Source organism: Bacillus marasmi (assembly GCF_902168435.1).
Lineage (GTDB): Bacteria > Bacillota > Bacilli > Bacillales > Cytobacillaceae > Bacillus_BU > Bacillus_BU marasmi.
Map to the genome: position 1 here is coordinate 300,683 of NZ_LR656167.1, position 23,829 is coordinate 324,511.

Genomic DNA, 23,829 nt, shown 5'->3' on the forward strand with positions numbered 1-23,829 from the left:
GAACAATAATAGCACATTTATGTATTACCTCTGTAGGTTTTAGTAGTTTTTTGTAGTTCTCATATTAATCTAAAAATAATCAAAATTTTATTGGAATCCGAAGGGCTATTAAACATAAGGAGGATATTGAATGAAGAAGTTTGGTCTAGCTACGCAGATTTTTGTTGCACTTGTATTAGGTATTGTTATTGGTGCAATATTCCATGGTAATGAAACAGTCATGTCCATTATTTCCCCAATCGGAGATATTTTTATTCGATTAATAAAAATGATTGTTGTCCCAATTGTTATTGCTGCATTAGTAGTCTCAATAGCGGGAGTTGGGGATATAAAAAAGCTAGGAAAATTAGGTGGGAAGACCCTTCTTTATTTTGAGATTGTTACCACAATTGCTATTGCGATTGGGTTGCTTTCGGCAAACATATTCCACCCTGGCTCGGGATTAGACACTAGCAGTCTAGAAAAAAGTGATATTTCAAAATATGAAGCAACGACTAAAACAGCTGAAAGTCAAGGCTTCGCTGACATGATTATTCATATTGTTCCTAAAAATATATTTGAATCAATGTCTCAAGGGGATTTGTTGCCGATTATTTTCTTCTCTGTGTTCTTTGGTTTAGGAATTGCAGCAATTGGTGAAAAAGGGAAACCAGTTCTTAGCTTTTTTGAGGGCGTTTTGGATGCGATGTTTTGGGTGACAAATCAAGTGATGAAGTTTGCGCCATTTGGTGTATTTGCGCTAATTGGGGTAACCGTGGCTAAATTTGGAGTCTCATCATTAATCCCATTAGGTAAATTAGTGGTGGTTGTTTATGTAACAATGGTAGTATTTGTATTCTTCGTTCTTGGGATTATCGCGAAAATGTCTGGGACAAGCATATTTGTATTAATAAAATTATTAAAAGACGAACTGATTTTGGCTTTTACAACTGCAAGTTCAGAAGCTGTATTGCCTAGGCTTATGGAAAAAATGGAGAAGTTTGGTTGTCCGAAGTCCGTTACATCTTTTGTTATCCCTACAGGCTATACATTTAACCTAGATGGTTCATCTATTTATCAAGCACTAGCATCGCTTTTTGTTGCCCAAATGTATGGGATTAATCTATCATTCACACAACAAATTACTTTATTATTGGTGCTCATGCTGACTTCAAAAGGAATGGCTGGTGTACCAGGTGCATCATTTGTTGTCGTGTTAACAACACTTGGCTCTGTTGGATTGCCAATAGAAGGTGTAGCGTTTATCGCCGGTATTGATCGAATCTTGGATATGGCACGAACATCGGTTAATGTTTTGGGAAATTCATTAGCGACGATTGTCATGTCAAAGTGGGAAGGTGTATTTGATGAAGAAAAGGCAAATGAGTACTTTAATCCAACTAAGCAGGAAGAAGTTGCCTAAAACTAATGTGAATAAGTAGTATGCTGAATCATGTTAATGAAAATCTGCTCCCTAAATTTTGGGAGCAGTTTTTATTTTTTCGATATTTATTTTTTATAGAATTTCAATAATAGCTACTTTTATGCTTCTCTAGCAACTACATGAATTAAATTTAGTAGAATGTTGAAATAGTTGTATAATGGAATTAAATGTTCTTTACTTATTCAGAAAACAAACAATTATGACGGTATTCAACTATTAGTCAATCAAGCATTCTTTTTCTGTTTAAAGGATCCAAAATTCTGCTGGCTACTGTCAAAATTCTCCATAAGTCTTAAGACAATTACAATTTATTTTAATAAGGAGATTTGACAAATGGATAGTGTGTTTATATTAACAATTATTGTTATTGTTTTTGCGCTGCTTTTTGATGTGATTAACGGTTTTCATGATACTGCAAATGCCATAGCAACGGCGATCTCTACAAAAGCGATAAATATGCGTTATGCAATTCCAATGGCAGCAATGATGAACTTTCTCGGGGCATTAACTTTTACCGGTGTTGCAAAAACGATAACTCAAGACATCGTAGATCCGTTTGCATTACCTAATGGTTCAGTTGTCATATTAGCGGCGCTTTTAGCTGCTATTGCCTGGAACTTAATAACTTGGTATTTTGGAATACCGAGCAGTTCTTCCCATGCAATTATTGGTGCTATAGCGGGAGCAGCTATAATGGCAGCTGGTGTTAATTCAATAAATTATTCTGGATTTATTAATATTATCGAAGGCCTTCTTCTCTCGCCTGTTATTGCCTTTGTATTCGGATATTTCATTTATACTATTTTTAAAGTCATCTTCAGAAACAATAATTTAGCTAAAACGAATAAGAGGTTTCGAATCTATCAAATTTTCACTGCAGCAATACAATCATATTCACACGGGACAAATGATGCACAGAAAACAATGGGAATAATAACTATGGCTTTGATATCCAGCGGTCAATTAACATCAAATGATATTCCCTTTTGGGTACAATTTGCCTGTGCGGCTGCTATGGGAATTGGTACTGCAATCGGTGGCTGGAGAATTATTAAAACCGTTGGTGGAAAAATCATGAAAATCCGTCCAGATAATGGTGTAGCAGCTGATTTAACTAGCGGGTTGATTATTTTGGGAGCAACCTATATGCATCTTCCGGTGAGTACTACCCATGTTATATCTTCTTCAATTATGGGGGTTGGTACTTCTCATCGATTAAAAGGAGTTAAATGGAAAACTGCTCAACAAATCATTTTAACATGGGTTATTACACTTCCAATTTCTGCAGCATTATCAGGAATTATATATTTGTTTTTAGATCTCATATTTTAATCTTATAGCTGTGGAAAGGGGATGCTATTGTGAAAAAAGTATTTATTGGCTTAATTAGCCTCATTATTCTTGTTTTACTTACAAGCTGCAACAAAGAACCAAGCCCGGAAAATCAATTTTCAAAATACATAAAGTTATGGAATGAACAAAAATTTTCTGAGATGTATGGATATTTATCTTCTGACGCAAAAAAGGCAATTACGAAAGAGGAATTTGTAAATCGCTATAAAAAAATATACAGTGATTTGGAAATCACGAAAATAGATGTCCAGTTCGTCAAATCAGACAAAGAAACAAAAACTAAAGAAGACACCATTAAACTGCCTTTCTCTGTAAAAATGGAGACGGTTGCAGGTCCAATTGATTTTGATCAGAACGCTAAACTAATAAAGGAGAAGCGAAAAGATAAAGAAAATTGGTACATCGAGTGGAATACTGGTTTCATATTTCCTAAATTAAAAACGGACGATAAAATCGGCCTTACATCAACGCCAGCTATACGCGGGGAAATCCTTGATCGGAATGGCGACCCTATGGCAATAAACGGCACAGCATTCCAAATTGGGATTATTCCAGAAAAGATGGGACTGCAACCGGAAATGGTCATCAGCCAGCTGGCTGAACTACTTCAGATTAGTCCCGAGCGCATCCAAAATGCACTTAATGCCAAGTGGGTAAAACCGAACTTCTTTGTCCCGGTTGCAACAATTTCCAACGAGGATACGGCATTGCTGGACAAGCTGTATCAAATACCTGGTGTGGATAAACAGAACACGGATGCCAGAATCTATCCTTTTAAAGAATCTGCAGCACACCTAATCGGCTATACCGGTCCAATTACAGCAGATGAACTTGAAAAACTAGCGTCAGAAGGCTACAACGCTACTGATGTGATTGGAAAAAGAGGTCTTGAGCAGGTTCTCGACAAAAAATTAAAGGGCGAAAATGGAGTTAAGATTTTTATCAAAAAAGCAGATGGCAAGGAAGTATTTCTCGCAGAGAAACCTGTTAAAAATGGAGAAAATATAACATTGACGATAGATGCAACCTTGCAACAACAAATTTTCATGCAGTTTGCTGGTGAAGCAGGTACATCAGCTGCGATAGACCCTACAACCGGTGAAACATTAGCATTAGTAAGCAGCCCGAGTTTTAATCCGAATAAAATGGCAATTGGCATGTCTCAAGCGGAACTAGATGCGCTTCAGAATAATCCGCAAAAACCGCTGCTTAATCGATTTAAAAGCACATATGCACCGGGTTCAGTGCTCAAACCGATAACAGCCGCGATTGGCCTTACGGCGGGAACACTTACTCCCGATACGTCAATCACTGTAAATGGGCTAACTTGGAAAAAAGACCAATCTTGGGGCAAATATGCTGTCACGAGGGTAAAGGACCCGAATACTCCCGTTAATTTGGAGAAAGCTCTTTTATACTCTGACAATATTTACTTCGCCCAAGCTGCGCTCGCACTAGGCAAAAATAAATTTTCAGAAGGACTAAAGCAATTCGGTTTTGATGAGGAGATCCCTTATTTATATCCGATGGAAATTTCCAAATTTGGTAAGATGGATAGTGAAATTGAACTAGCTGATTCTGGCTATGGGCAAGGCAAGATTGAAGTCAATGTTCTTCAGCTTGCCACTAGTTATACACCGTTTCTCAATAACGGAAATATGATGTTGCCAATCCTGACCTCCAAGGATAAATTAAGCCAGGTTTGGAAAAAAGAAGTCGTAAGTGAAGCGAACGCAAATATCATTTCAGCCGATCTTTTGAATGTGGTTGAAAATCCTCAAGGTACAGCCCATTCCGGAAAAATAGCCGGAATGTCAATTGCCGGAAAGACGGGGACAGCTGAATTGAAATTAAAACAGGATGAAAAAGGTGCAGAACTCGGCTGGTTCGTAGCTTATAAAACCGACGAACCGCATATACTGATTGCAATGATGGTTGAAAACGTACAAGAACGGGGCGGTTCGAGAATCCCTGTTGAAAAAGTAAAAAATGTATTAAGTCAATTTGGGCAAGCAGGTTCGGTGAATGCAGACCAATAAGAGTTGGCTTCAAAAAAAATCAGGAAATCATTAATGATTTCCTGATTTTTTTATTGCTTATGAAATTATAAATGGTAATGCTGTGGATAAGTTTCACAACGGTTTACACGTCCAGCGCAAGCGCCTAGGGGCTCGGGGTCACAAGCTTGTCTAGTGAAAGTGGCTAGGAGCTGAGTACATAAGCCAAATCCCTCCAGAGATTATCATCTCTTGCGTGATTCGTCTTATGTCCATCGCTCCTGAACGAGCCACTTTCACTTTTCCTACAATCCCTTCCGGAAATCAGGATTTCCTGCAGGGCGGACCTTGCCTGTCGCCCCTGATCAAGGCGTTTGCGCTTTTGTTCTTTTAATAGATAACAACTGGGTCATGGGTATTGAGGTTTGCATATACAGTCTGCATCACATTAGGTGGAACATTGACACAACCAGCCGACCCCTCTGTAAGATAGGCGTTGCTCGCCCAGTTTTTCCGCCAACTGGCATCATGGAAGCCTTGGCCGCTGTTTGTAAATGGAGCCCAATAACTGACATCTGCTGTATAGCTTCCTTTACCAACCGCAGTACCTTTCAAGGTGTAAGGTGTCTTTTTATAGAGGATATACCATACTCCACGAGATGTATCCTCTCCTGTACTATGTTTACCAGTAACGACATTGGTTGTGAACACTAATTGTCCAGCTTTGAATATCCACATCCGCTGTTCGGAGATTGACACTTCAGCGTACGTATCACCAATTCCATTGTTTGTAGTTGTTTCATAGCCAAATGCTTGATTGTCCCAGCCGTTTCCATAAATATTGGAAGCGGAGACCGAGGTTTCTCCTTTTTCAAATGCTGCCTTAACTAATGATGTTTCTTTTTCAACATTAAGTGCCCAGCCATATGTTTGGCCATTAACAGAAATAACGGACCCTGAATGGGTTTTAAAGTTGAAACTTTTTCCTAAAGTGGACTGGGCATTATTAATTTCTGTGATTTTACCATTAAGATTGGTTGGGTCGATTTCAATAATCAAATCTTTTGTCACTGTAGCGTTTTGGATTAATTCATTCGCCTTTAAGGAATAAACTTGATCTTGGACTTTATAGTCAACACTTTGTTGTAAAAGTTCTTCAAGCTTTTTCTTTTCATTTTTTACAACATCACTATCTTCTTTTATCGGTTCGATATAGACAGGCTTTAAACGAATATCACTCGAGTCCAGTGCGCTATCGTAGTTCTTTAACAGGTTTACAACATCGTATTGCTTCCCATCAACACTTTCAGTGATTACAATTTTACCCTGTTCCAACACAGCCTGTGCATCCTTTGGAGCCTGTAAATCTTGATTCATTGTGGTGAGTTTTTGTTCTAGCTCTTTTTTTAGCTCTACGCTACGATACTCGTCTTGTACGCTTGGCATTAATGAATAATTCTTTTTCTTTGATGACGGGAAAAATGACCATTGTTTTTTTTGCAGTTTCTTAATTTTTGATAAATCCTTATCGGTAAATCCAAACTTGGTATCTTTTCCATCCAAAACCTGTTGTTGACCAATAAAAACTTGATTCAATAATTTTGAGTTTTTTAACTTTTTCAATGCCTCATCTACTGTCAATCCACCGACATTTGTGCCATTAATACTAACTTTAGCATTAAAATGGTTTGCCTGATAATAACTAAGTCCTGCAATGAGTGCAGAAATCAAGATGAGAATGGCTATTAAAATTTTCCAGTATGTTGATCGTTTTGATGTTCCTCTCTGTCTTCCATCAGTTACGTCATTTGTATTTCTTAACGCATTTCCCAAATAAATCCCCCCGCATACCTACCATCCAGCTATCGATCTTCTATAGATCGAGCTCGAACTTTTTTCAAAATATTCTATTATTCCTTCTATTCAAAATAATACTACTTTTCTAACGAAAATGGTTCATAAATTTGCAAGTATTTGTCATCGGGGAAATGTTCTCGTTTCAAAAAGGTATGTGATTTATTTTTTTAAATAGTAATTTATCCGTTTTTTAAAGAGACTTATTTCTGGGTAAGTGAAATATTTGTGAATTTCATTATTCTAGTGAAAATAAGCTAAATATCTGATAAAATAAGAAAATTATTTTTATATAATTTTCTTCGAGGTGGATTCATTGCATAAATTATCTTATTACGACATTACTTTTATGAGCTTTATGTTATTTTCGATGTTATTCGGTGCAGGGAATTTAATATTTCCAGCCTATTTGGGTCAGGCAGCTGGTGAAAATGTTTGGCAAGCGGTAATTGGGTTTATCATTTCCGATGCTGGACTGTCCGTATTAGCGTTTATTGCAGTTGCTAAATCAGGAACATTGGACGCTTTAATCAACCGTGTCCACCCTATTTTTGCTTTGCTTTTTCCGATGGCTATTTATTTATCAATCGGACCAGGTCTTGCGATTCCGCGAGCAGGTAGTCTAGCCTATGAAATGGGTGTTAAGCCGTTTTTGCCAACTCCAATCGAGTCTTCATCACTAGGGCTTTTACTCTATACAGTCGTCTTTTTTAGTATCGTCTTTTGGTTCGCAAAATCGCCTAGCAAATTAGTCGATAGATTTGGGAAAATATTAACCCCTTCACTATTAATCTTAATTTTTATTGTCTTTATTAAAGCATTATTTACTGATTTACCTAGTTTTAATGAAGCTTCATCTGCTTATCGAGATAATCCAATTGCAAAAGGTTTTTTAGATGGTTATCAAACGATGGATGCGATTTGTGCATTAATTTACGGAATTGTTTTTATTAATATTTTTAAAAGTAAAAAGGTAGAGAAGCCATCATTACAAGTGAAATATTTAATAGTATGTGGTTCAATTTGCGGTCTTCTTTTAGCTGTTTGTTATTTAATTATTGCGTACTTAGGAGCATCTGCTGCAGTTCCAATTACTGTAGATAATGGCGCTGTTGTACTGAGTACTGTACTGAATCAATTATTTGGAACAGGTGGAACAATTGTATTAGGTTTAATTTTTACATTAGCCTGTTTAAGTGTTTGTATCGGCCTCATTACATCTTGTGCACAATATTTTTCTAGCGTATTTCCGAGATTATCCTATATTAAATGGGCCATTCTTCTATGTTTAGTTAGTGGACTTGTCGCAAATCTAGGATTATCGCAAATATTAAAAGTGTCTGTTCCAGTGCTTGGCTTATTATATCCGATGGCAATCGCCTTAATCTTTCTAGGCCTTGCTCACGATAAATTACCGTTTAAAAAACGTTGTGTTTACGTGATGACGATTACCTTAGTGGGATTATTTAGTTTGATTGAGATTATCAATTCGGCGATATTATCTGGTTCACTTTCGGAATTTTTATCGAATGTGCCATTGCAGTCAGAGGGCTTTGGCTGGGTGATTCCTGGAGTGCTCGGGTTAATAATTGGAAGCATCTTCGAAAAATTAACCTCCAACAAGGATAAGGAAATATTTGTTAAGAAAGCAGCATAATTTAAATCCGAAATAGATGCTGATATAATAAAATTCGTAAAAATAGAGTAAGAGAAATGGATGTTAGGAGCTTTCAAATGAATCCAGTACAAATGATCCAATCTCTTTTTCAAAATGTAAATTCACAAAAGGCCTCAGTGGTGTCTTTAAAGTCAGGGCAATTGCTTTATGGCAAAGTTGAAAAGTTTTTGCCAAATGATTCAGCGATTATCCGTATGGGAGACATGCGTTTTTTAGCGACTCTAAAGGCAGAATTGTCAGCGGAAAATAGCTATTTGTTTGAAGTTCGTTCGAGCGGCAAGGATGGACTGGAGCTAAAGGTTGTAGAGGGAATGCGACAAGAGGCGGTTCTGCTATCGAAAAATCTACCGATAACAAAAGAACAGCTTCAAAAAGCATCAACATGGATGAACATTCAAGGTGATTCTACGAAAGAGCATAGGGCGCTGGAATGGATGATAAACAGGGGTTTACCCTTCACAAAGTCAACGTTTCAATCGTTAGTAGCTGTTCAAGATTCGCAATCTTTCTATCGTCAATTAGAGGAATTTAGAAGTCAGTTAGACAGTCCATCAATAGCCACGTTAAAAACAGTGCAGCAGTTAAAAGAACTGACTAGTTCGATTTTAACAAACCATTCACTCGGCGACATCGATTCAGCAGATGAAGTAAAGCAATTGCTAAAACAGCTAGTTCAGGCATTAGGGCTAAATTATGAAAATGAAGTCGTGTCACAGCCTAACGACAAGAAGGCTTCTGGTGTAGATCAGCTACAATCCTTAAAGCAATTACTATTGACAGCAATGACAGAGCTTGGTAGTAAAGGGAAGAGCTTTGAACATTTGTTAAATCGATTAACGGGAATGCAACTCATTTCCCAGGATTTAAGTGGGCCGATGCAACAGATTGTTATGCAGCTACCTTTGGCATTCGGAGAAATGAAATCAGATATCACGCTTCAATGGAGCGGTCGAAAAACTAGTAACGGTCAAATTGACCCAGATTATTGCCGCATCTTATTTTATTTGGATTTACGGAGTTTGAATCAGACTGTTGTTGATATGCAGGTCCAAAATAGGGTGATTCACCTATCAGTCATGAATGATTCTAAGGAATTTGAATCGATTATTAAGTTCCATACACCAACTTTAAAAGAGAATCTGGAGAGTATTGGTTACACGCTTTCGTTTATTAATGTTAACCCTTCCATTGTAATAAGAAATCAGGAACAACAACAAATAAATCCAGTCAATGTTTTTATGGAGTCAAACCAAAGGGTGGATAAGCGGATATGAGTGTGGAAAAACAAAATAAAAGGCAAAAAGCTGTTGCCCTTTCCTACGAATCCAGTAAAAATATCGCACCAAAGGTTGTGGCGACAGGAACGGGAACAGTTGCAGCTAGAATTATCGAAAAGGCGAAAGAACATCATGTTCCAATCCAAGAGGACCCATCCCTGGTAGAGCTTTTAAGTCAGTTGGAAATGAACGAGGTCATTCCTGAAGGGTTATATAGTGCGGTTGCAGAGGTTCTAGCATTTATATATAGAGTGGAACACGAGCATTTTAAGCTTCGGGAAAAATGAGGAAGCACTTCCAGAATATCTCATTTTTGTGTTGTTTCCACAAAAAAATACTAAAAATATTATATATTTGACTAATGCATTATTTGCAAGACCAATATACAATAGAATGTATGCGATTACTAAACAAAAAATTTTGTAATTTTAATAGATTACTTTTTCGAGGTGAAGATGATGCAACAAACTATGACAAATGAAAAAACGACTTCAGCACCATATTCAAGAACAAACCCATTTCATGCAAAAGTACTAAAAAACGTTAACTTAAACAAAGAGGGCTCTAGTAAAGAAACAAGACACATTGAGTTTTCATTAGAAGGTTCAGGACTTTCCTATGTCGCAGGTGATGCTCTTGGCATTTTACCTTCAAATGACCCAGAGCTAGTTGCTTCATTGCTTGAGGAAATGAAATGGAACCCTGAAGAAGAAGTGATCATTAATAAGCAAGGTGAGACACTTCCGTTACAAGAAGCGTTAACAAGTTATTTTGAAATTACACTGCTTTCTAAAAAGGTATTACAACAGGCTTCAGAATTAACTGATAACGAAGAGCTGCAAAAGCTATTATTAGTTGAAAACGCAAACCTATTAAAAGAATACTGCAACGGTCGAGATTTACTTGATATGTTACAAGATTTCGGTCCTTGGAAGGGTACAGCCCAAGAGTTTGTATCGATTTTAAGAAAAATGACAGCTCGTCTTTATTCCATTGCAAGCAGTATCAATGCTCACCCTGGTGAAGTGCATTTAACTATTGGTGCAGTAAGATACAATGCACACGGTCGAGTTCGTAAAGGGGTTTGTTCTGTTTTAGTAGCGGAACGTACTCAAGAAGGAGATACTTTACCAGTATTTATTCAGCCAAATAAGCACTTCCACCTACCTGAATCTGTTGATAAAGATATTATTATGGTTGGCCCAGGAACTGGGATTGCACCATTCCGTTCATTTATTGAAGAGCGCGCAGTTACAAAAGCAACAGGAAGAACATGGTTATTTTTCGGAGACCAGCACGCTGCATCTGATTTCCTATATGAAGAAGAAATCGAACAATATCTACAAGATGGAGTTATAACAAAACTTGATTTAGCGTGGTCTCGCGACACAGACAAAAAAGTCTATGTTCAGAACAAAATTCTTGAAAACAGCAAAGAAGTATTTGAATGGCTAGACAATGGCGGTTACTTCTATATTTGTGGAGATAAAGACCGTATGGCAAAAGATGTTCACAATACACTAATCGAGGTTATTGCTAAAGAAGGTTCAATGTCACAGGAAGACGCTGATGCTTACTTAAATGATTTGAAAAAGCAAGGCCGTTACCTTCGCGACGTATATTAAGATTAACTAGTAAAATAAAGGAGTGCCTTTTTCTAAAATCACGAAGAAGGCACTTTTCTTTTTAATGGCATTTTCCCACACATCCTCAATTAAGAAACCTCCTCCAATTCCCAGCCAAGTTGATTAACCCTGAAGTTCGAACCGAAGTTAAGGCTACCGTCAAAGAAAATAATGTCATCAATGACTGGGTGTTTAAATTTTATTTTTAAACGATTTTTATTCTCGAACACAATATGCTCTAATTGTTCGTTGATTAGCTTGTTAGAATAGCTTTTCTCATCCCAAAATAATCTCATTGAAATCAGCGAAATAAGCCATTTCTCGTCGATGGAGGTAGGATTACAAGTCGTATGACGATCATTTCTTTGGCAAGTCCAAATGGTAGACCCTTTAATAGTTTTTGGTCTAAACGGCTTCATGCAATAATTACAAAATATCTTACCAGTAAACACCGACATCGCTTTCACACCTTTTCTAGTTTTTATCAATATATGACCATTCAATAGTATTCATACTAGATTTGAAGGAAAAAATGAAAGATTTCGTTGTTTATTGAAACTAATTCATTAGGATAATCGTAATTGTATGAAACAAAGGAGAGATGGGAATGGAAGAAACAAAGGAATGGCTACAACAGGAATTAACCAAAATTGAAAAATGGGAGAAAGAGCAAAGCGACTTATGGTTTTGGGAGAAGCTCGGCAGACTACCTTTTAAGTTGCTTGATAAATGGACTCCTGCTTTCATCCAGGAAAAGATTGGGTCAGTCTTAGACGAAACTGGGCAATATCTACAAAACGGAGGCAGATACTTAAGTTCCGTTTCGCAAATTGGAGGATTTTATCCTGGTAAAAATATTGAAAAACTTGATGATGTGAAAAGTCTGCCTGTACTTGATATGGATGGAGCTGCACTTCTTTTATCGAATAATCGTAAGAAAGTGGCGACCATTCAAGGGGCGAGTACTGGAATTGGTGGTATTTTTACTTTGTCAATTGACATACCGCTACTATTAGGTTTGCAAATCAAAACCCTGCAGGATATAGCGATTTGCTATGGTTACGACCCACATGACAAAAAGGAAAGACTATATATTGTGAAAATACTACAATTTGTTTCCTCTGATATTGTCGGGAAACAGGCTATTTTAGCTCAGCTCGATCGGTTTGATCGTAATGCAGAAGAAACAAAAAGAATGGTTGCTTCCGAACTTCAAGGTTGGAGAGAAGTGTTCATGACCTATCGCGACCAGTTCGGCTGGAAAAAACTATTTCAAATGATTCCAATCGCCGGCTTACTGTTCGGAGCCTTTATCAATCGCTCTGCAATAAACGATATTGCCGAAGCAGGCCAAATGCTCTACAAAAAACGCCGCATAAAAGAAAGAGGTGCCGAAAGAGGTGCCTGTCACCGCCCGAATTTTGTCGAATAATAATACCAAAAGAATTTTAAAAACCGAGCATGACCTGTTTATACAGGTCATGCTCGGTTTCTAATGGGTTGATACTTTTTTAGCTTTATCAATAAGGAGTTTTGCAATTATTGATATAACTAACAGACTTAATAAGGAGTAGTGAGAACTCCAGCCTTTTTTAAGGTAAATATCTGCTTTCTCCATTAAGGGAAGTGCGATATAAGAAACACCTGCAGCAAATACTAGTGTAGCAACGATGAATGATTTCCAAGTTACAAAACGTTGATAAATATAACTAAGACTTACAGGAATAGCAAAAAGATTAGCTGGCATCATAGTTGCGACGTATGGCTCAAGTTGCATTCGATAATCATACATATCGAATGCTGTAGCAAAATCGTCCAAATATTTATTTAGTATAAAGATGACTCCAAAGTAGGCCACTGCTTGGAGCATTTTTTCTTTCTTAGTGAAGCGGAAAAAAATGAAGGCGAAAATAATACATATCGAAAGCAACAACCACCATTGCCATGTGAAAACAGTATAGTCAGTCCAAAGTTCTGTTCTTAACTGATTTGCTTCGTTTGTGACTCTATCAACTTGTTTACCAATCTTTTCCATTGGTGAATTCCTTTCAAGACGTGAAAATTTTATATTCTATTGTTTGTAAAAATTAGGGGAATATACAACTAGGTGCCTGTCACCGCCCGAATTTTGTCGATTAACGCTAAGGATCGATGAGGTTTAACTAAAAATACCTACTTTTATAAGTAGGTATAATTGATTCTTGCTTCAGATTGGATGATCAACTTTTCGTCACTTTCTTCTAGTCCGACTCTAAATGTATTGGGATTCCCCGGGATTGTTATATCAACGAAGGATGGTCCGTCACTATTTGTGTGGATTTTGTACTCCACATAGGTGTATTTTCCCTTATAATAGCGGCGCAGTATCTTTTGATGTTTCTCTTCGCAAAACAAGGCTTCATGTAAACGATCACCAGTTAGCTCCTGCCCAATTAACGAATTTAACCTCTCAATTACATCTGTTTTACTAATCATGAATTTCTATCCTTTCACTGAACCGATAAGGGTTCCACAATATTAACAACTATATAAAACCATTTTAAACAAATTATAGATAAAATAAAGACAATAATAAAACTTAAAAATAAGTCCGATATATTCCGTATTCATTATATCGAGTGATTGATAAACTCTAATGATATTATGCAATTAAAGGAGGGAAATGAATGTTAAAGGAATTTAATCAGTTAATGGATTACATCGAAGCACATTTAACGGAAGAAATCTCTGGAAAAGAAATATCAAAAATTGTAGGTCTATCCGATTATCATTTTAAAAGAATGTTTTCGTACATGGCCGGAATGTCATTGAATGAGTATATCAAAAATAGGCGATTATCTGTCGCGAATGTTGAATTAATAAACGGAGCGAAAGTTACAGATCTTGCCTATAAATTTGGCTATCAATCCATTGAAGGATTTTCTAGAGCTTTTCGTGAATGGAGCGGTTTTTTGCCCTCGGAAGTAGCGAAAAACAAAATTCAAAAATCATTTCCCCAATTTACATTTTTTATCGATATAAGAGGAGGAATTTCTATGGAATTTAAAATTGAAAAAAAAGCAGCGTTTAATATTGTGGGTGTATCAAAAAGAGTACCAATTCAATTCGAAGGTGAAAATAACGCCATCATAGAAATTGCAAAGTCAATTACCGAACAGCAAAGAAATGAAATGCACCAATTAGCTGATTTATATCCTCATCAAGTTTTGAATGTATCTTATGATGCTGATGAAGGTTTCTTAGAAGAGAAAGGTTGCATTACTCATATGATCGGTTTTGCTACGACAAAAGAAAATTCATTCGATGATTTAGAGCAAATATCAATTGAAGAGAGTTTATGGGCGATTTTCCCTAACCAAGGACCATTTCCGGCTACGCTTCAAGAAACTTATGCAAAAATTTATGCTGAATGGTTGCCTTCATCAGAGTATGAAGTGGTTAGCCTACCTGGAATTTCTTTTACAAAATACAACGGAACATCAGAAAATGTTTATAGTGAGATTTGGATGCCAGTAAAACAAAAAGGCTCGTCAAACTAGGGAGATCATTTGGTTTATAAAATATTATAACGTTGAATCGCAAATTAGCACGAAAAACCAGTCAGTAATATTGACTGGTTTTTTGATGTGCAAAAAAATAACATTTTTTGTAAAAATTAAATTGTTGTGTCACTTCTGTATGCTATAATTAGTGTAAAATTACACTATAAAAAAACGAGAAATAATGGATTATAAGATCGAAAAGAAGTTATTCATAATGTTAGGGTGTGAGGAAATGCAAAAGAAACGAAATAGGATGATGTTGGTTCTTCTAATTGTAAGTTTTGGAATCAATATTTTTTTATTAGGGAAAATGCTTGTTTTTGAAAGGTTGTTTGAACCAACTTCGGAGGAAAACATCATTTTAAGTGAAATGGTTCAAAAAACGGTTGAAAGTGCAGACTTCAAAAATTTGGCTGAGAAAGAAAAAATCATTGCTATTGATACTAGTGTTAACAAATTTAAAGGCGGTGTATATCCTTTCTATTTAGAAGTAGGTGTTAAAACTGACACGCAAACGTATCTTTTCTACTGTACAAATGCTCAATGTTCTAAAGTAGGAAACGGAGGATATACATATTCCATATACGAAGATGAAAGTCCACGACTGCCATTAAAGACAAAAGGTGACGCAAAATGAGGTTTGATATGATATGAAAAATTATTATGTTTTATTTTTCTGCTTAGCTATTACATTGCATAATATAGAAGAAGCCTTATGGCTCCCTAAATGGTCTCAGCTCGAATTCGCCTTCCAAAAACCAGTAACGCCAAATGAATTTCATTTTGCTGTGTTAATTCTTACGGCACTCGCCTATTTAGTGACCTTTCTATATGTAAACTTTTCGGAGTTAAGGGTAATAAAATGGGCATTTATCGGCCTTTTAGGTTCCATGATTTTCAATGCGATTTTTCCACATCTAATCCTTACTATTTTTATGAAAACATACGCACCGGGATTAGCAACAGCACTGTTACTGAATATACCGATCAATTCCATTATCTTATATAAATTACATAAATCAGATTTCGTTTCACTTAAGGAAATTGTGATTTCGACAGTAATAATCGGACTGATTTTAATAGCAATGATTCCTATTTTGTTTAGGACGGGAGACTTGTTATTACGATATTAATGGATCTATCATCTTCACTTTAATTGACATAGCCAAGTGAAACCAGTAAAAAGCAATAGAGGCTTCAGTTTTCTCAAGACTCTTTCGCAATACCATAAATTGAAAACAGACACATTTCTTTAGGAAATGTGCCTGTTTTTATTTTACTGGTTAAAGCCAGTTTTGTGACCATTTTTCAATCTCTTTCATGATCGGTTGTAGTGCTATACCTTTATCGGTAAGTGAATACTCAATTCGAACTGGAGTTTCTGGAAATACCTCACGCTTAACAATCCCTTCGTTCTCCAAATCCTTTAACCTTTCTGAAAGCACTCGGCCACTCACACCTACCGAAGATTCAATCGTACAAAAACGCTGAGGACCAGATAAAAGCTGATATAAAATCAAGCCTGTCCATCTTTGGCTTAATAAACCCATGGCTTTATCAAATCTAGGACAAATCGATTTATCCAATAAAATCAACTCCTTACTTAATATTATAAACAGATTGAAAAATAATTAAATAACTTTTTTTCAATAACCTACTTGATTTTATTAAGTAATGATAATATACTTGCTTACATAAAGTAACCAACTAACAAATTGAATGTTAGTTGTAAGATGGTAAGAAAATAAGGAGGAAATTGAGATGATGCCATCATTATTTATTGCTCATGGTTCACCATTACTTGCAATTGAAAATAACGATTACACGACATTTTTAAATCAATTAGGTCACAACATACCTCGCCCAAAAGCTATTGTTTTGTTTTCTGCACATTGGGAATCCGAGGTTCAGAAAGTAAGCGGAGTAGATCAATATCGTACGATTCATGATTTCGGAGGATTTCATCCTTCCTTATACACGATTGAATATCGTGCTCATGGGAATGTTGATAATGCAAAAGAAATAGAGGACCTTCTCTATAAAAATGGTATCGCTTTTGAAAATGACTTAACTCGTGGTCTGGATCATGGTGCATGGGTAGTTCTTCGCTTGCTTTATCCTAATGCTGAGATTCCAGTAATCGCAATGTCAGTCAACAGGAATTTAACTCCTGATGAGCAATATAGAATAGGGAAAGCTTTATCGGCATTAAGAGCTAAGGATATATTAATTATCGGCAGTGGTGGTACCGTTCATAATTTAAGAGCTTTAAAATGGGCTGACAATGGGGAGGTCGATACTTGGGCACTTAAGTTTGAGGATTGGTTAGCAGAAAAGCTTACTCATTGGGATTTACCAGCCTTATTTAACTATGCTAACCTTGCCCCCAATGCAGAAATTGCGGTGCCTGCATATGGAAATGAACATTTTATTCCAATTTTCTATGCAATGGGTGCAGCGCATAATCATCCAAAAGCGACTTTGCTTCATCGGGAGTTTAGATATGGAAATCTATCCCATAGCGTTTGGCAATTTGGATAATTTCATTAACTTCCAGAAAAAAGGTCAAAATCATTAAATATTGATTATTTTTTGTTAGTTATCTCGATTTAAAGATAAGTGAATTCGAGATTTAAAGATAAGATATATATAAAATTAGGAGTGAACATGAATGAAAATTAATAATGAAATTGGAGCATTCGTTTTAAGAGTAACACTAGGTGTATTATTTTTAATTCACGGAATTACAAAGTTTCAAGGGGGGATTGAAAATATTGTAGGATGGTTTGAAAGTATCGGGCTCCCAGGATTTATGGCATATGGTGTTGCCTTGATAGAAGTAATTGGCGGAATCGCACTCATCATAGGCTTGGGAACTCGTATTGTATCGGTTTTATTTGCATTGCTAATGATTGGAGCCACACTAAAAGTGAAACTTGATGTTGGTTTGTTAGGAAACGGTCAAATGGCAGGATATGAGTTAGATTTAGCATTTTTGGCTATGACGATATATCTTGCAATAAATGGAAATGGTTTATTATCAGTAAGTCAATTGATATTTAACAAAAAATCAAATGAGATAACAATAAACAAAGCAGTTTAATAAGAATATTGCCTTCAAATTGAAGAAATAATAGTTGGGCGGTGCATTTATATGGGTTTTTTATCTATCCTATTTGGAAAAACATTAGAAAAGGGGACAGAAAAAATGACAAATGAAAAGCTAAGGATTGGAATAATTTTAGGAAGTACGCGTCAAGGTCGTGTGAGTCCACAGGTTGGAGAATGGGTAAAAGGAATTGCTGACAAACGTGGAGATGCCAATTATGAAATAGTTGACATTGCTAACTTTAACCTTCCGTTTTTAGGAACAACTGATGGAACAGAACCAGGAATTGCAGCTTGGAACGAAAAGCTTGCTAGCCTAGATGGATTCGTGTTCATCGTTCAAGAGTACAATCACAGTATCACTGGTGCATTAAAGAACGCAATCGATTTTGCCCGAGAATCGTGGTATAACAAGGCAGCGGGTATCGTAAGTTACGGTTCAACTGGAGGAGCTCGTGCAGCTGAACATTTACGGGGAATTCTTGCAGAACAAAAGGTGGCGGATGTTCGTACGCATCCAACATTATCATTATTTACAGATTTTGAAAATATGAGTGAATTCAAACCAGCGGAACTCCATCTAGCCAATGTGAACACAATGCTTGAAGAAGTAGTTGCATGGAGTGGGGCATTAAAGACCTTGAGATAAAACCTGCACAAAAACCAGAGTGGGAAACCATTCTGGTTTTTTATGCTATTGAAAAATTAACATTACACACAAGTAAATGATTCGATTTGTCTTAAGCTTACTCCAAAGAACAACCATCTAAAGCCATTCCAGCGGTATCCAGAAATTGAGGTTCGACCGATAAACACTGGATAGAACCAGAACTGTTGAAAATTCCTTAACCAAATATAAGTATATCGAAATAGACAACGTCTGATGCTGCCGGGGTCAACGGCAAACGTACTTGCTTGTTGAAAAGGTTTTGCTGGAACAAATGATGGTGGTGGCGCGGTCGGTGCACCTTGTTGTGGCCCCTGGCCAAATGGTGGACCACTTGGTGGAAATCCTGGAGATGCGCCAGGTGGTGGCCCCATTGGCGGTAATATTTGACCGATTTGCCCTAAAACCCTTTCATCATATTGGGCAGGATGAACATACCCCTCAGAATATGGAGTTTGATAAGCGGAATATTCTAGTGTGTCTGGGTTGAAATAATAAGAATCTAGGTAGTAAGGATACACAATTAGCACTCCTTTATTATTTTTATCTCGGATATTTTATTCATAAACTATGAAACTATCAACTTGTCCTTTTCAAAAATATGGATAATATATTTTTATTAGAGGACCTTAATTTGTCATAATAGAGAAAAACTTAAATGGAAGTGAAGATATGAAGTATGGAAAAATGGTTCATGGCCGTTTTGTAAGAAAAGTAAATCGCTTTATAGCTGAAGTCTATATAAATGAGGAAAAAGAGCAAGTACATATCAAAAATACCGGACGCCTAAAAGAATTACTGCAACAAGGTGCTGAGGTGTTGGCGGAAATAAGCAAAAATCCTAACCGAAAGACAGGATATTCGTTAATTTCGGTCGCAAAAGATGGGCGATGGGTGAACATTGATTCGCAAGCTCCTAATGCAGTTGCCTACGAGGCACTAAAGGCTGGGAGGATGGTTGAATTTGGAGCAGTGAAAGCTGTGAAACGGGAAGTGACGTTTGGCGAGTCGCGGTTCGATCTTTATTTTGAAACAGAAAATCGCAAAGGGGTTATCGAAGTTAAGGGGGTCACGCTTGAGGAAAATGGAATTGTAATGTTTCCGGATGCGCCAACGGCAAGAGGGACAAAACATGTGTTGGAGTTGATTAATGCGGTCCAAGAAGGATACATAGGGGTGATTTTGTTTGTTGTCCAAATGAACGGCTGTTGCCAATTTACACCTAACCGAGACATGGATTCTGATTTTGCGGATGCTTTGTTAGAAGCAGAGCGTCAAGGGGTGCAGGTTATCGCTTATGACACTAATGTTACTGAGGATGAAATTCACTTGAATCAAGCATTGCCAATCCAACTTTTTTAATGATTAGTATATATTCTCTTGATGTAAAGAATTGCATTTATAGATAAATGCAATTCTTCTTTTTTTATTGTTAACTATATTTACAAATTAGTTAACATATGAGAAAATAATCCCTGTTATTTGTTAACTAATATTTTAGAGTAGTTAACATTATGGAGGGGTAATATGGTTAGTTTAAAGACATGGAATATCGTATTATGTGGATTATTTGCTGCGCTGATGGCAATTGGGGCAAATGTATCACCATTTTTAACAATTGGTGGAGTACCCATTACACTGCAGCTTATGTTTGCGATTTTAGCTGGTGGGATTCTAGGAAGTCGCACTGGGGCGGTTGCAATGTTAACGTATATATTTATCGGATTGGTAGGGGCACCAGTCTTTGCGCAATTTAAAGGCGGTCCTGTTCAAGTGCTTAGCCCCACCTTCGGATTTATTATTTCATTTGTTTTTGTGGCGTATGTAACGGGCAAATTGATTGCAGATCAACAAATAGCAAAGAAGAAGCATTATGTTGGCGCAGGAATTTTAAGTATTTTACTCAATTACATAATCGGGACGAATATGATGTTCCTAGCTTTTAAATTTTGGGCTGATGCTCCGGATGGTTTTCATTATGGTATTGCCTGGAGCTGGATGTTAGTATACTTACCGCTTGATATTGTAGTAACTTCCTTATCATTAATGGTATTGCCTAAATTAAGAAAAGCGTTAAGCCGACGACATATACGAACGATAGGTGGATAGGAACAATTATTGGAAGGTAAATCAATATTTAATAGAGGAGAACTATGCTAATGGCACAACATTTTTGGGTAGTGGGGACTGATACAGACGTAGGGAAAACATTGGTAACGACGTACTTGATGAGGTTCCTTCAGGAAAAAGGGGACAAGGTAACACCGTATAAACCAGTTCAGACTGGAATTGTAATTGAAAACTCCAAATCTTATTATGCGGATACAGCACTCTATCAATCTTTCAGTAATACTGTTTTAGTAGATGAGCATATAAATAGTTATTCTTTTAAAATAGCAGCATCTCCTCATTATGCAGCGATGCAAGAGGGTGAAAAGATTAACAAAGATGGCATTCTACAACATATTAATCGTCTAAAAACAAAGTTCGATTATGTGATATGCGAGGGGGCAGGCGGGTTATTTGTTCCTTTAGATGAGTGCGGAAATTACTATTTTCTTGATCTAATTCAAGAATCACAACTGCCGGTCTTATTAGTTACTCGGACAACGCTTGGCACAATTAATCACACAATATTATCGCTTGAAGCACTTAAAATGCGGAATATCCCTATAGCTGGGCTTGTATTCAATCGGGATGAAGGCAACGAGCTTGAGATAAATAATGTTCATATGATTCAGCAATACATCAACTTGCCTTCCATTAAGATTCCAAGTTTGGAGTGTACAAGCAGTATAAGAGATATTCAGCTTGAAGTTGAACCAATATTTGAAAGGTTGATGAAGCTATGATTTCGACAATTTCAAACCTGCAAGAGCGCGATTTGAAACATGTTTGGCACCCTTGTTCGCAGATGAAGGATTATGAAGATTTTCCACCAATCGTGATCAAAAGTGGGAAAGGAATTTATTTGTATGATGAAAATGGGAATAGATACATCGACGCCGTATCATCGTGGTGGGTGAATTTATTTGGTCACAGTAATGAACGTATCAGCAATGCTTTGGCGCATCAAGCATCTCAATTAGAGCATGTGATTTTTGCCAATTTCACACATGAACCAGCAATACTTCTATCTGAAAAATTAGTGCAATTGACGCCAGAAGGCTTAAATAAAGTGTTCTTTGCTGATAACGGATCTTCCGCAATTGAAGTCGCATTAAAAATGAGCTTTCAATATCATATGCAAAAAAATAAGCCTAAGAAAAAACGATTTTTGGCCTTATCAGATGCTTATCATGGAGAGACTTTGGGTGCTTTGTCTGTCGGCGGAGTTGGTCTTTATAATGAAGTATTTCAACCATTATTATTAGATACAGTACGTGCACAAGGTCCAGATTGCTTTAGATGTCCATTCAAGGACAAACCTGAACGATGCAATGCGCCATGCTTGTCATTTGTAGAGGAAAAATTAGAACTTCTTCATGAGGAGATTTCTGCCATCATTATTGAGCCGCTTATTCAAGCTGCAGCGGGCATGAAAATGTATCCGCCAGTTTATCTGAAGCGGTTAAAGGCGTTATGTTTGCAATATGATGTTCATTTAATCGCTGATGAGATTGCTGTAGGATTTGGAAGAACAGGGACGATGTTTGCATGTGAACAGGCGGGGATTACGCCGGATTTCATGTGTTTGTCAAAAGGCTTAACAGGTGGATATCTACCGTTGTCTGTTGTATTAACGACAGATGAAGTTTATGAGGCTTTCTATGATGATTATGACACGATGAAAGCCTTTTTACATTCTCATAGTTATACAGGTAACCCGTTGGCTTGTCGGGTTGCGCTAGAGGTAATGAAGATTTTTGAAGAAGACAACATCATTGAAGAGATTCAAGCAAAGAGTGCTTATATGAAACAAATAGCTTCCAATGTATTTTGTGGTCTTCCGTATGTTGGCGAATACCGGCAAACGGGTATGGTTGGCGCGATAGAATTGGTAAGGGATAAAGTGACAAAGGAACCATTTCCTGGCTGCGACCGGATTGGTTATCAGATTTACAAAATCGCACTTGAGAAGGGCTTATTGTTGCGACCGCTCGGCAATATCCTTTATTTTATGCCGCCATACGTTATGACAAAGGATGAAATCAGCTTGATGATTGAAAGGGCAAATGATGCAATTCAAGAATTCTTCGCAAAATATAAGTAAATGATTTTAAAAAAAAGTAATAAATTCTATTTCTACTTGACCTTAATTTACAGAACATTCAAAATATAATTGATATTACTAAAAAAGCGAGGAGTGGAGAGATGGAATTTTTAGCTTTCAGACAAACAGAGGATATTGCTTATATTACCTTAAATAATCCGATGGAATTTAATACTTTATCAATGAAGCTACTTGAAGAATTAGATGTACTGTTAAAGGATATAGCAGCCAAAAGAGAGGTTAAAGTCGTTGTCATTGAAGGATCAGAAAAAGTATTCTGTGCGGGTCACAGCTTAAGAGAGATTGAATCAAAAACTGAGAACGAAGTATTGAAGTTATTCCAAACATGTCAGGTTGTTATGAGGACGATGAGAGAAATTCCGCAGTTAGTGATTTCTAAGGTCCGTAAAGCAGCAGTTGCCGCAGGTTGCCAATTAGTCGCTGCGAGTGATATGGCCATTGCCAGTGATGAGGCGAAATTTGCGACACCTGGCATCAATAGTGGTTTGTTCTGTAGCACACCAGCCGTATTTTTAAGTAGAAATATTGGGCGGAAAAAAGCGGTAGAATTATTATTTACCGGGAACTTTATGTCTGCTGAGGAAGCGTTGCAGCACGGTTTAGTAAATAAAGTGGTACCTGTCGAACTATTGGATGAACAAACAGAAAAGTTAGCTAAAGATGTCACAAAGCAAAGCTTGAATATTATTGAATTAGGCAAGCGCCAATTCTACCAACAAATCAATATGGAAGATTTCCAAGCGCTCAATTATTCAACAGAAGTCATTGCCCTAAACACAAAACATCCAGATGCACGAGAAGGAATAAATGCCTTTTTAGAAAAAAGAAAACCCGTCTGGAATGATACAAAAAAGCCAGTATTATAAATGAACGTGTAACATATTAAAACAAACAAACAGCCCCAAAGAATTTTTGGGGCTGTTTCTATTCGACAAATTTCGGGTGGTGACAGCGTATAATGGTAAATAAGTCAACCACCCTTTTTCTTTAAAAAAGACCGATTTTAAGTAAAACCCCCATTTTCCATTTTTAGGAAGGTTCAACCATCACAGAAATTATTTTAGAGCTCCT

Annotated in this window: 25 protein-coding genes; 19 read left to right on the forward strand and 6 right to left on the reverse strand. The window is 36.8% G+C overall.

The annotated features are described in order from the left end of the window. Window positions 1-130: 130 nt before the first annotated feature. The 3 genes from FXW34_RS07460 to FXW34_RS07470 all read left to right on the forward strand — a co-directional run bounded on the left by FXW34_RS07460 (window position 131) and on the right by FXW34_RS07470 (window position 4,815). Window positions 131-1,402, forward strand: coding sequence for a cation:dicarboxylate symporter family transporter (locus tag FXW34_RS07460; RefSeq protein WP_147533327.1), 1,272 nt, complete (start codon window positions 131-133; stop codon window positions 1,400-1,402). Window positions 1,403-1,756: 354 nt separating this feature from the next. After that, complete coding sequence (locus FXW34_RS07465) at window positions 1,757-2,755, forward strand: inorganic phosphate transporter (protein ID WP_147533328.1); 999 nt, start codon at window positions 1,757-1,759, stop codon at window positions 2,753-2,755. Window positions 2,756-2,784: 29 nt separating this feature from the next. Further along, window positions 2,785-4,815 carry a penicillin-binding transpeptidase domain-containing protein gene (locus FXW34_RS07470; protein ID WP_147533329.1) on the forward strand — a complete coding sequence of 677 codons (2,031 nt, stop codon included), beginning with the start codon at window positions 2,785-2,787 and terminating at the stop codon, window positions 4,813-4,815. A 348-nt stretch (window positions 4,816-5,163) separates the two neighbouring features. Here the strand turns inward: FXW34_RS07470 and FXW34_RS07475 are convergent, their stop codons facing one another. Further along, entirely contained in the window at window positions 5,164-6,612 is a 1,449-nt protein-coding gene (locus tag FXW34_RS07475) for a L,D-transpeptidase family protein (RefSeq protein ID WP_425457409.1), read from the reverse strand. A gap of 331 nt (window positions 6,613-6,943) precedes the next feature. On the opposite strand from FXW34_RS07475, the gene brnQ reads away from it, so the two are divergent. From brnQ to FXW34_RS07495, 4 genes are all read left to right on the forward strand, one after another. Beyond that, window positions 6,944-8,284 (forward strand): branched-chain amino acid transport system II carrier protein, encoded by a 1,341-nt coding sequence (gene brnQ, locus FXW34_RS07480; RefSeq protein ID WP_147533331.1) that lies wholly within the window; start codon window positions 6,944-6,946, stop codon window positions 8,282-8,284. A 77-nt stretch (window positions 8,285-8,361) separates the two neighbouring features. Beyond that, on the forward strand, window positions 8,362-9,579 hold the full coding sequence (locus FXW34_RS07485; RefSeq protein ID WP_147533332.1) for a hypothetical protein: 1,218 nt from the start codon (window positions 8,362-8,364) through the stop codon (window positions 9,577-9,579). Then, window positions 9,576-9,869, forward strand: a complete 294-nt coding sequence (locus tag FXW34_RS07490; protein ID WP_147533333.1) for an EscU/YscU/HrcU family type III secretion system export apparatus switch protein — start codon at window positions 9,576-9,578, stop codon at window positions 9,867-9,869. The genes FXW34_RS07485 and FXW34_RS07490 overlap by 4 nt, the downstream gene beginning before the upstream one ends. A 171-nt stretch (window positions 9,870-10,040) precedes the next feature. Then, complete coding sequence (locus FXW34_RS07495) at window positions 10,041-11,207, forward strand: sulfite reductase subunit alpha (RefSeq protein ID WP_147533334.1); 1,167 nt, start codon at window positions 10,041-10,043, stop codon at window positions 11,205-11,207. Window positions 11,208-11,296: 89 nt separating this feature from the next. Here FXW34_RS07495 and FXW34_RS07500 read toward each other — a convergent pair whose 3' ends face one another. Then, on the reverse strand, window positions 11,297-11,665 hold the full coding sequence (locus FXW34_RS07500; RefSeq protein WP_147533335.1) for a recombinase zinc ribbon domain-containing protein: 369 nt from the start codon (window positions 11,663-11,665) through the stop codon (window positions 11,297-11,299). A 149-nt stretch (window positions 11,666-11,814) separates the two neighbouring features. Here FXW34_RS07500 and FXW34_RS07505 point away from each other — a divergent pair, with 149 nt between their 5' ends. Next, window positions 11,815-12,639: an EcsC family protein gene (locus FXW34_RS07505; RefSeq protein ID WP_147533336.1), complete on the forward strand. Its 825-nt coding sequence runs from the start codon at window positions 11,815-11,817 to the stop codon at window positions 12,637-12,639. Window positions 12,640-12,699: 60 nt separating this feature from the next. Here FXW34_RS07505 and FXW34_RS07510 read toward each other — a convergent pair whose 3' ends face one another. Both FXW34_RS07510 and FXW34_RS07515 read right to left on the reverse strand, forming a co-directional pair. After that, window positions 12,700-13,242 carry a CBO0543 family protein gene (locus FXW34_RS07510; RefSeq protein WP_147533337.1) on the reverse strand — a complete coding sequence of 181 codons (543 nt, stop codon included), beginning with the start codon at window positions 13,240-13,242 and terminating at the stop codon, window positions 12,700-12,702. A 143-nt stretch (window positions 13,243-13,385) separates the two neighbouring features. Next, entirely contained in the window at window positions 13,386-13,682 is a 297-nt protein-coding gene (locus tag FXW34_RS07515) for a hypothetical protein (protein ID WP_147533338.1), read from the reverse strand. Window positions 13,683-13,873: 191 nt separating this feature from the next. On the opposite strand from FXW34_RS07515, the gene FXW34_RS07520 reads away from it, so the two are divergent. The 3 genes from FXW34_RS07520 (at window position 13,874) to FXW34_RS07530 (ending at window position 15,882) form a co-directional block, all read left to right on the forward strand. Then, entirely contained in the window at window positions 13,874-14,746 is an 873-nt protein-coding gene (locus tag FXW34_RS07520) for an AraC family transcriptional regulator (protein WP_147533339.1), read from the forward strand. Window positions 14,747-14,981: 235 nt separating this feature from the next. Next, entirely contained in the window at window positions 14,982-15,386 is a 405-nt protein-coding gene (locus FXW34_RS07525) for a hypothetical protein (RefSeq protein ID WP_187118874.1), read from the forward strand. 13 nt (window positions 15,387-15,399) lie between these two features. Beyond that, a complete protein-coding gene (locus tag FXW34_RS07530; protein WP_147533340.1) occupies window positions 15,400-15,882 on the forward strand; it encodes an HXXEE domain-containing protein in 483 nt (160 codons plus the stop codon). Window positions 15,883-16,032: 150 nt separating this feature from the next. Here FXW34_RS07530 and FXW34_RS07535 read toward each other — a convergent pair whose 3' ends face one another. Beyond that, window positions 16,033-16,335: a winged helix-turn-helix transcriptional regulator gene (locus tag FXW34_RS07535; protein WP_281292924.1), complete on the reverse strand. Its 303-nt coding sequence runs from the start codon at window positions 16,333-16,335 to the stop codon at window positions 16,033-16,035. A gap of 175 nt (window positions 16,336-16,510) precedes the next feature. Here FXW34_RS07535 and FXW34_RS07540 point away from each other — a divergent pair, with 175 nt between their 5' ends. The 3 genes from FXW34_RS07540 (at window position 16,511) to FXW34_RS07550 (ending at window position 18,506) form a co-directional block, all read left to right on the forward strand. Continuing rightward, window positions 16,511-17,290, forward strand: coding sequence for a DODA-type extradiol aromatic ring-opening family dioxygenase (locus FXW34_RS07540; RefSeq protein ID WP_147533341.1), 780 nt, complete (start codon window positions 16,511-16,513; stop codon window positions 17,288-17,290). A 130-nt stretch (window positions 17,291-17,420) separates the two neighbouring features. Then, the gene (locus tag FXW34_RS07545) at window positions 17,421-17,852 is read left to right on the forward strand and encodes a DoxX family protein (RefSeq protein WP_147533342.1); all 432 of its coding nucleotides are present in this window, start codon (window positions 17,421-17,423) and stop codon (window positions 17,850-17,852) included. Window positions 17,853-17,903: 51 nt separating this feature from the next. Next, complete coding sequence (locus FXW34_RS07550) at window positions 17,904-18,506, forward strand: NADPH-dependent FMN reductase (protein WP_147533343.1); 603 nt, start codon at window positions 17,904-17,906, stop codon at window positions 18,504-18,506. Between the two features lie 62 nt (window positions 18,507-18,568). On the opposite strand, the gene FXW34_RS07555 is transcribed toward FXW34_RS07550, so the two are convergent. Further along, window positions 18,569-19,045, reverse strand: coding sequence for a hypothetical protein (locus tag FXW34_RS07555; protein WP_147533344.1), 477 nt, complete (start codon window positions 19,043-19,045; stop codon window positions 18,569-18,571). Between the two features lie 151 nt (window positions 19,046-19,196). On the opposite strand from FXW34_RS07555, the gene sfsA reads away from it, so the two are divergent. The 5 genes from sfsA (at window position 19,197) to FXW34_RS07580 (ending at window position 23,624) form a co-directional block, all read left to right on the forward strand. Next, window positions 19,197-19,886 carry a DNA/RNA nuclease SfsA gene (gene sfsA, locus FXW34_RS07560; protein ID WP_147533345.1) on the forward strand — a complete coding sequence of 230 codons (690 nt, stop codon included), beginning with the start codon at window positions 19,197-19,199 and terminating at the stop codon, window positions 19,884-19,886. Window positions 19,887-20,051: 165 nt separating this feature from the next. Continuing rightward, a complete protein-coding gene (locus FXW34_RS07565; protein ID WP_147533346.1) occupies window positions 20,052-20,633 on the forward strand; it encodes a biotin transporter BioY in 582 nt (193 codons plus the stop codon). Window positions 20,634-20,683: 50 nt separating this feature from the next. Beyond that, window positions 20,684-21,376 (forward strand): dethiobiotin synthase, encoded by a 693-nt coding sequence (bioD, locus tag FXW34_RS07570; protein ID WP_147533347.1) that lies wholly within the window; start codon window positions 20,684-20,686, stop codon window positions 21,374-21,376. Next, complete coding sequence (gene bioA / locus FXW34_RS07575) at window positions 21,373-22,737, forward strand: adenosylmethionine--8-amino-7-oxononanoate transaminase (RefSeq protein ID WP_147533348.1); 1,365 nt, start codon at window positions 21,373-21,375, stop codon at window positions 22,735-22,737. Before bioD ends, bioA begins: the two co-directional genes overlap by 4 nt. 101 nt (window positions 22,738-22,838) lie before the next feature. Continuing rightward, window positions 22,839-23,624 (forward strand): enoyl-CoA hydratase-related protein, encoded by a 786-nt coding sequence (locus tag FXW34_RS07580; RefSeq protein WP_147533349.1) that lies wholly within the window; start codon window positions 22,839-22,841, stop codon window positions 23,622-23,624. Window positions 23,625-23,829 lie beyond the last annotated feature (205 nt).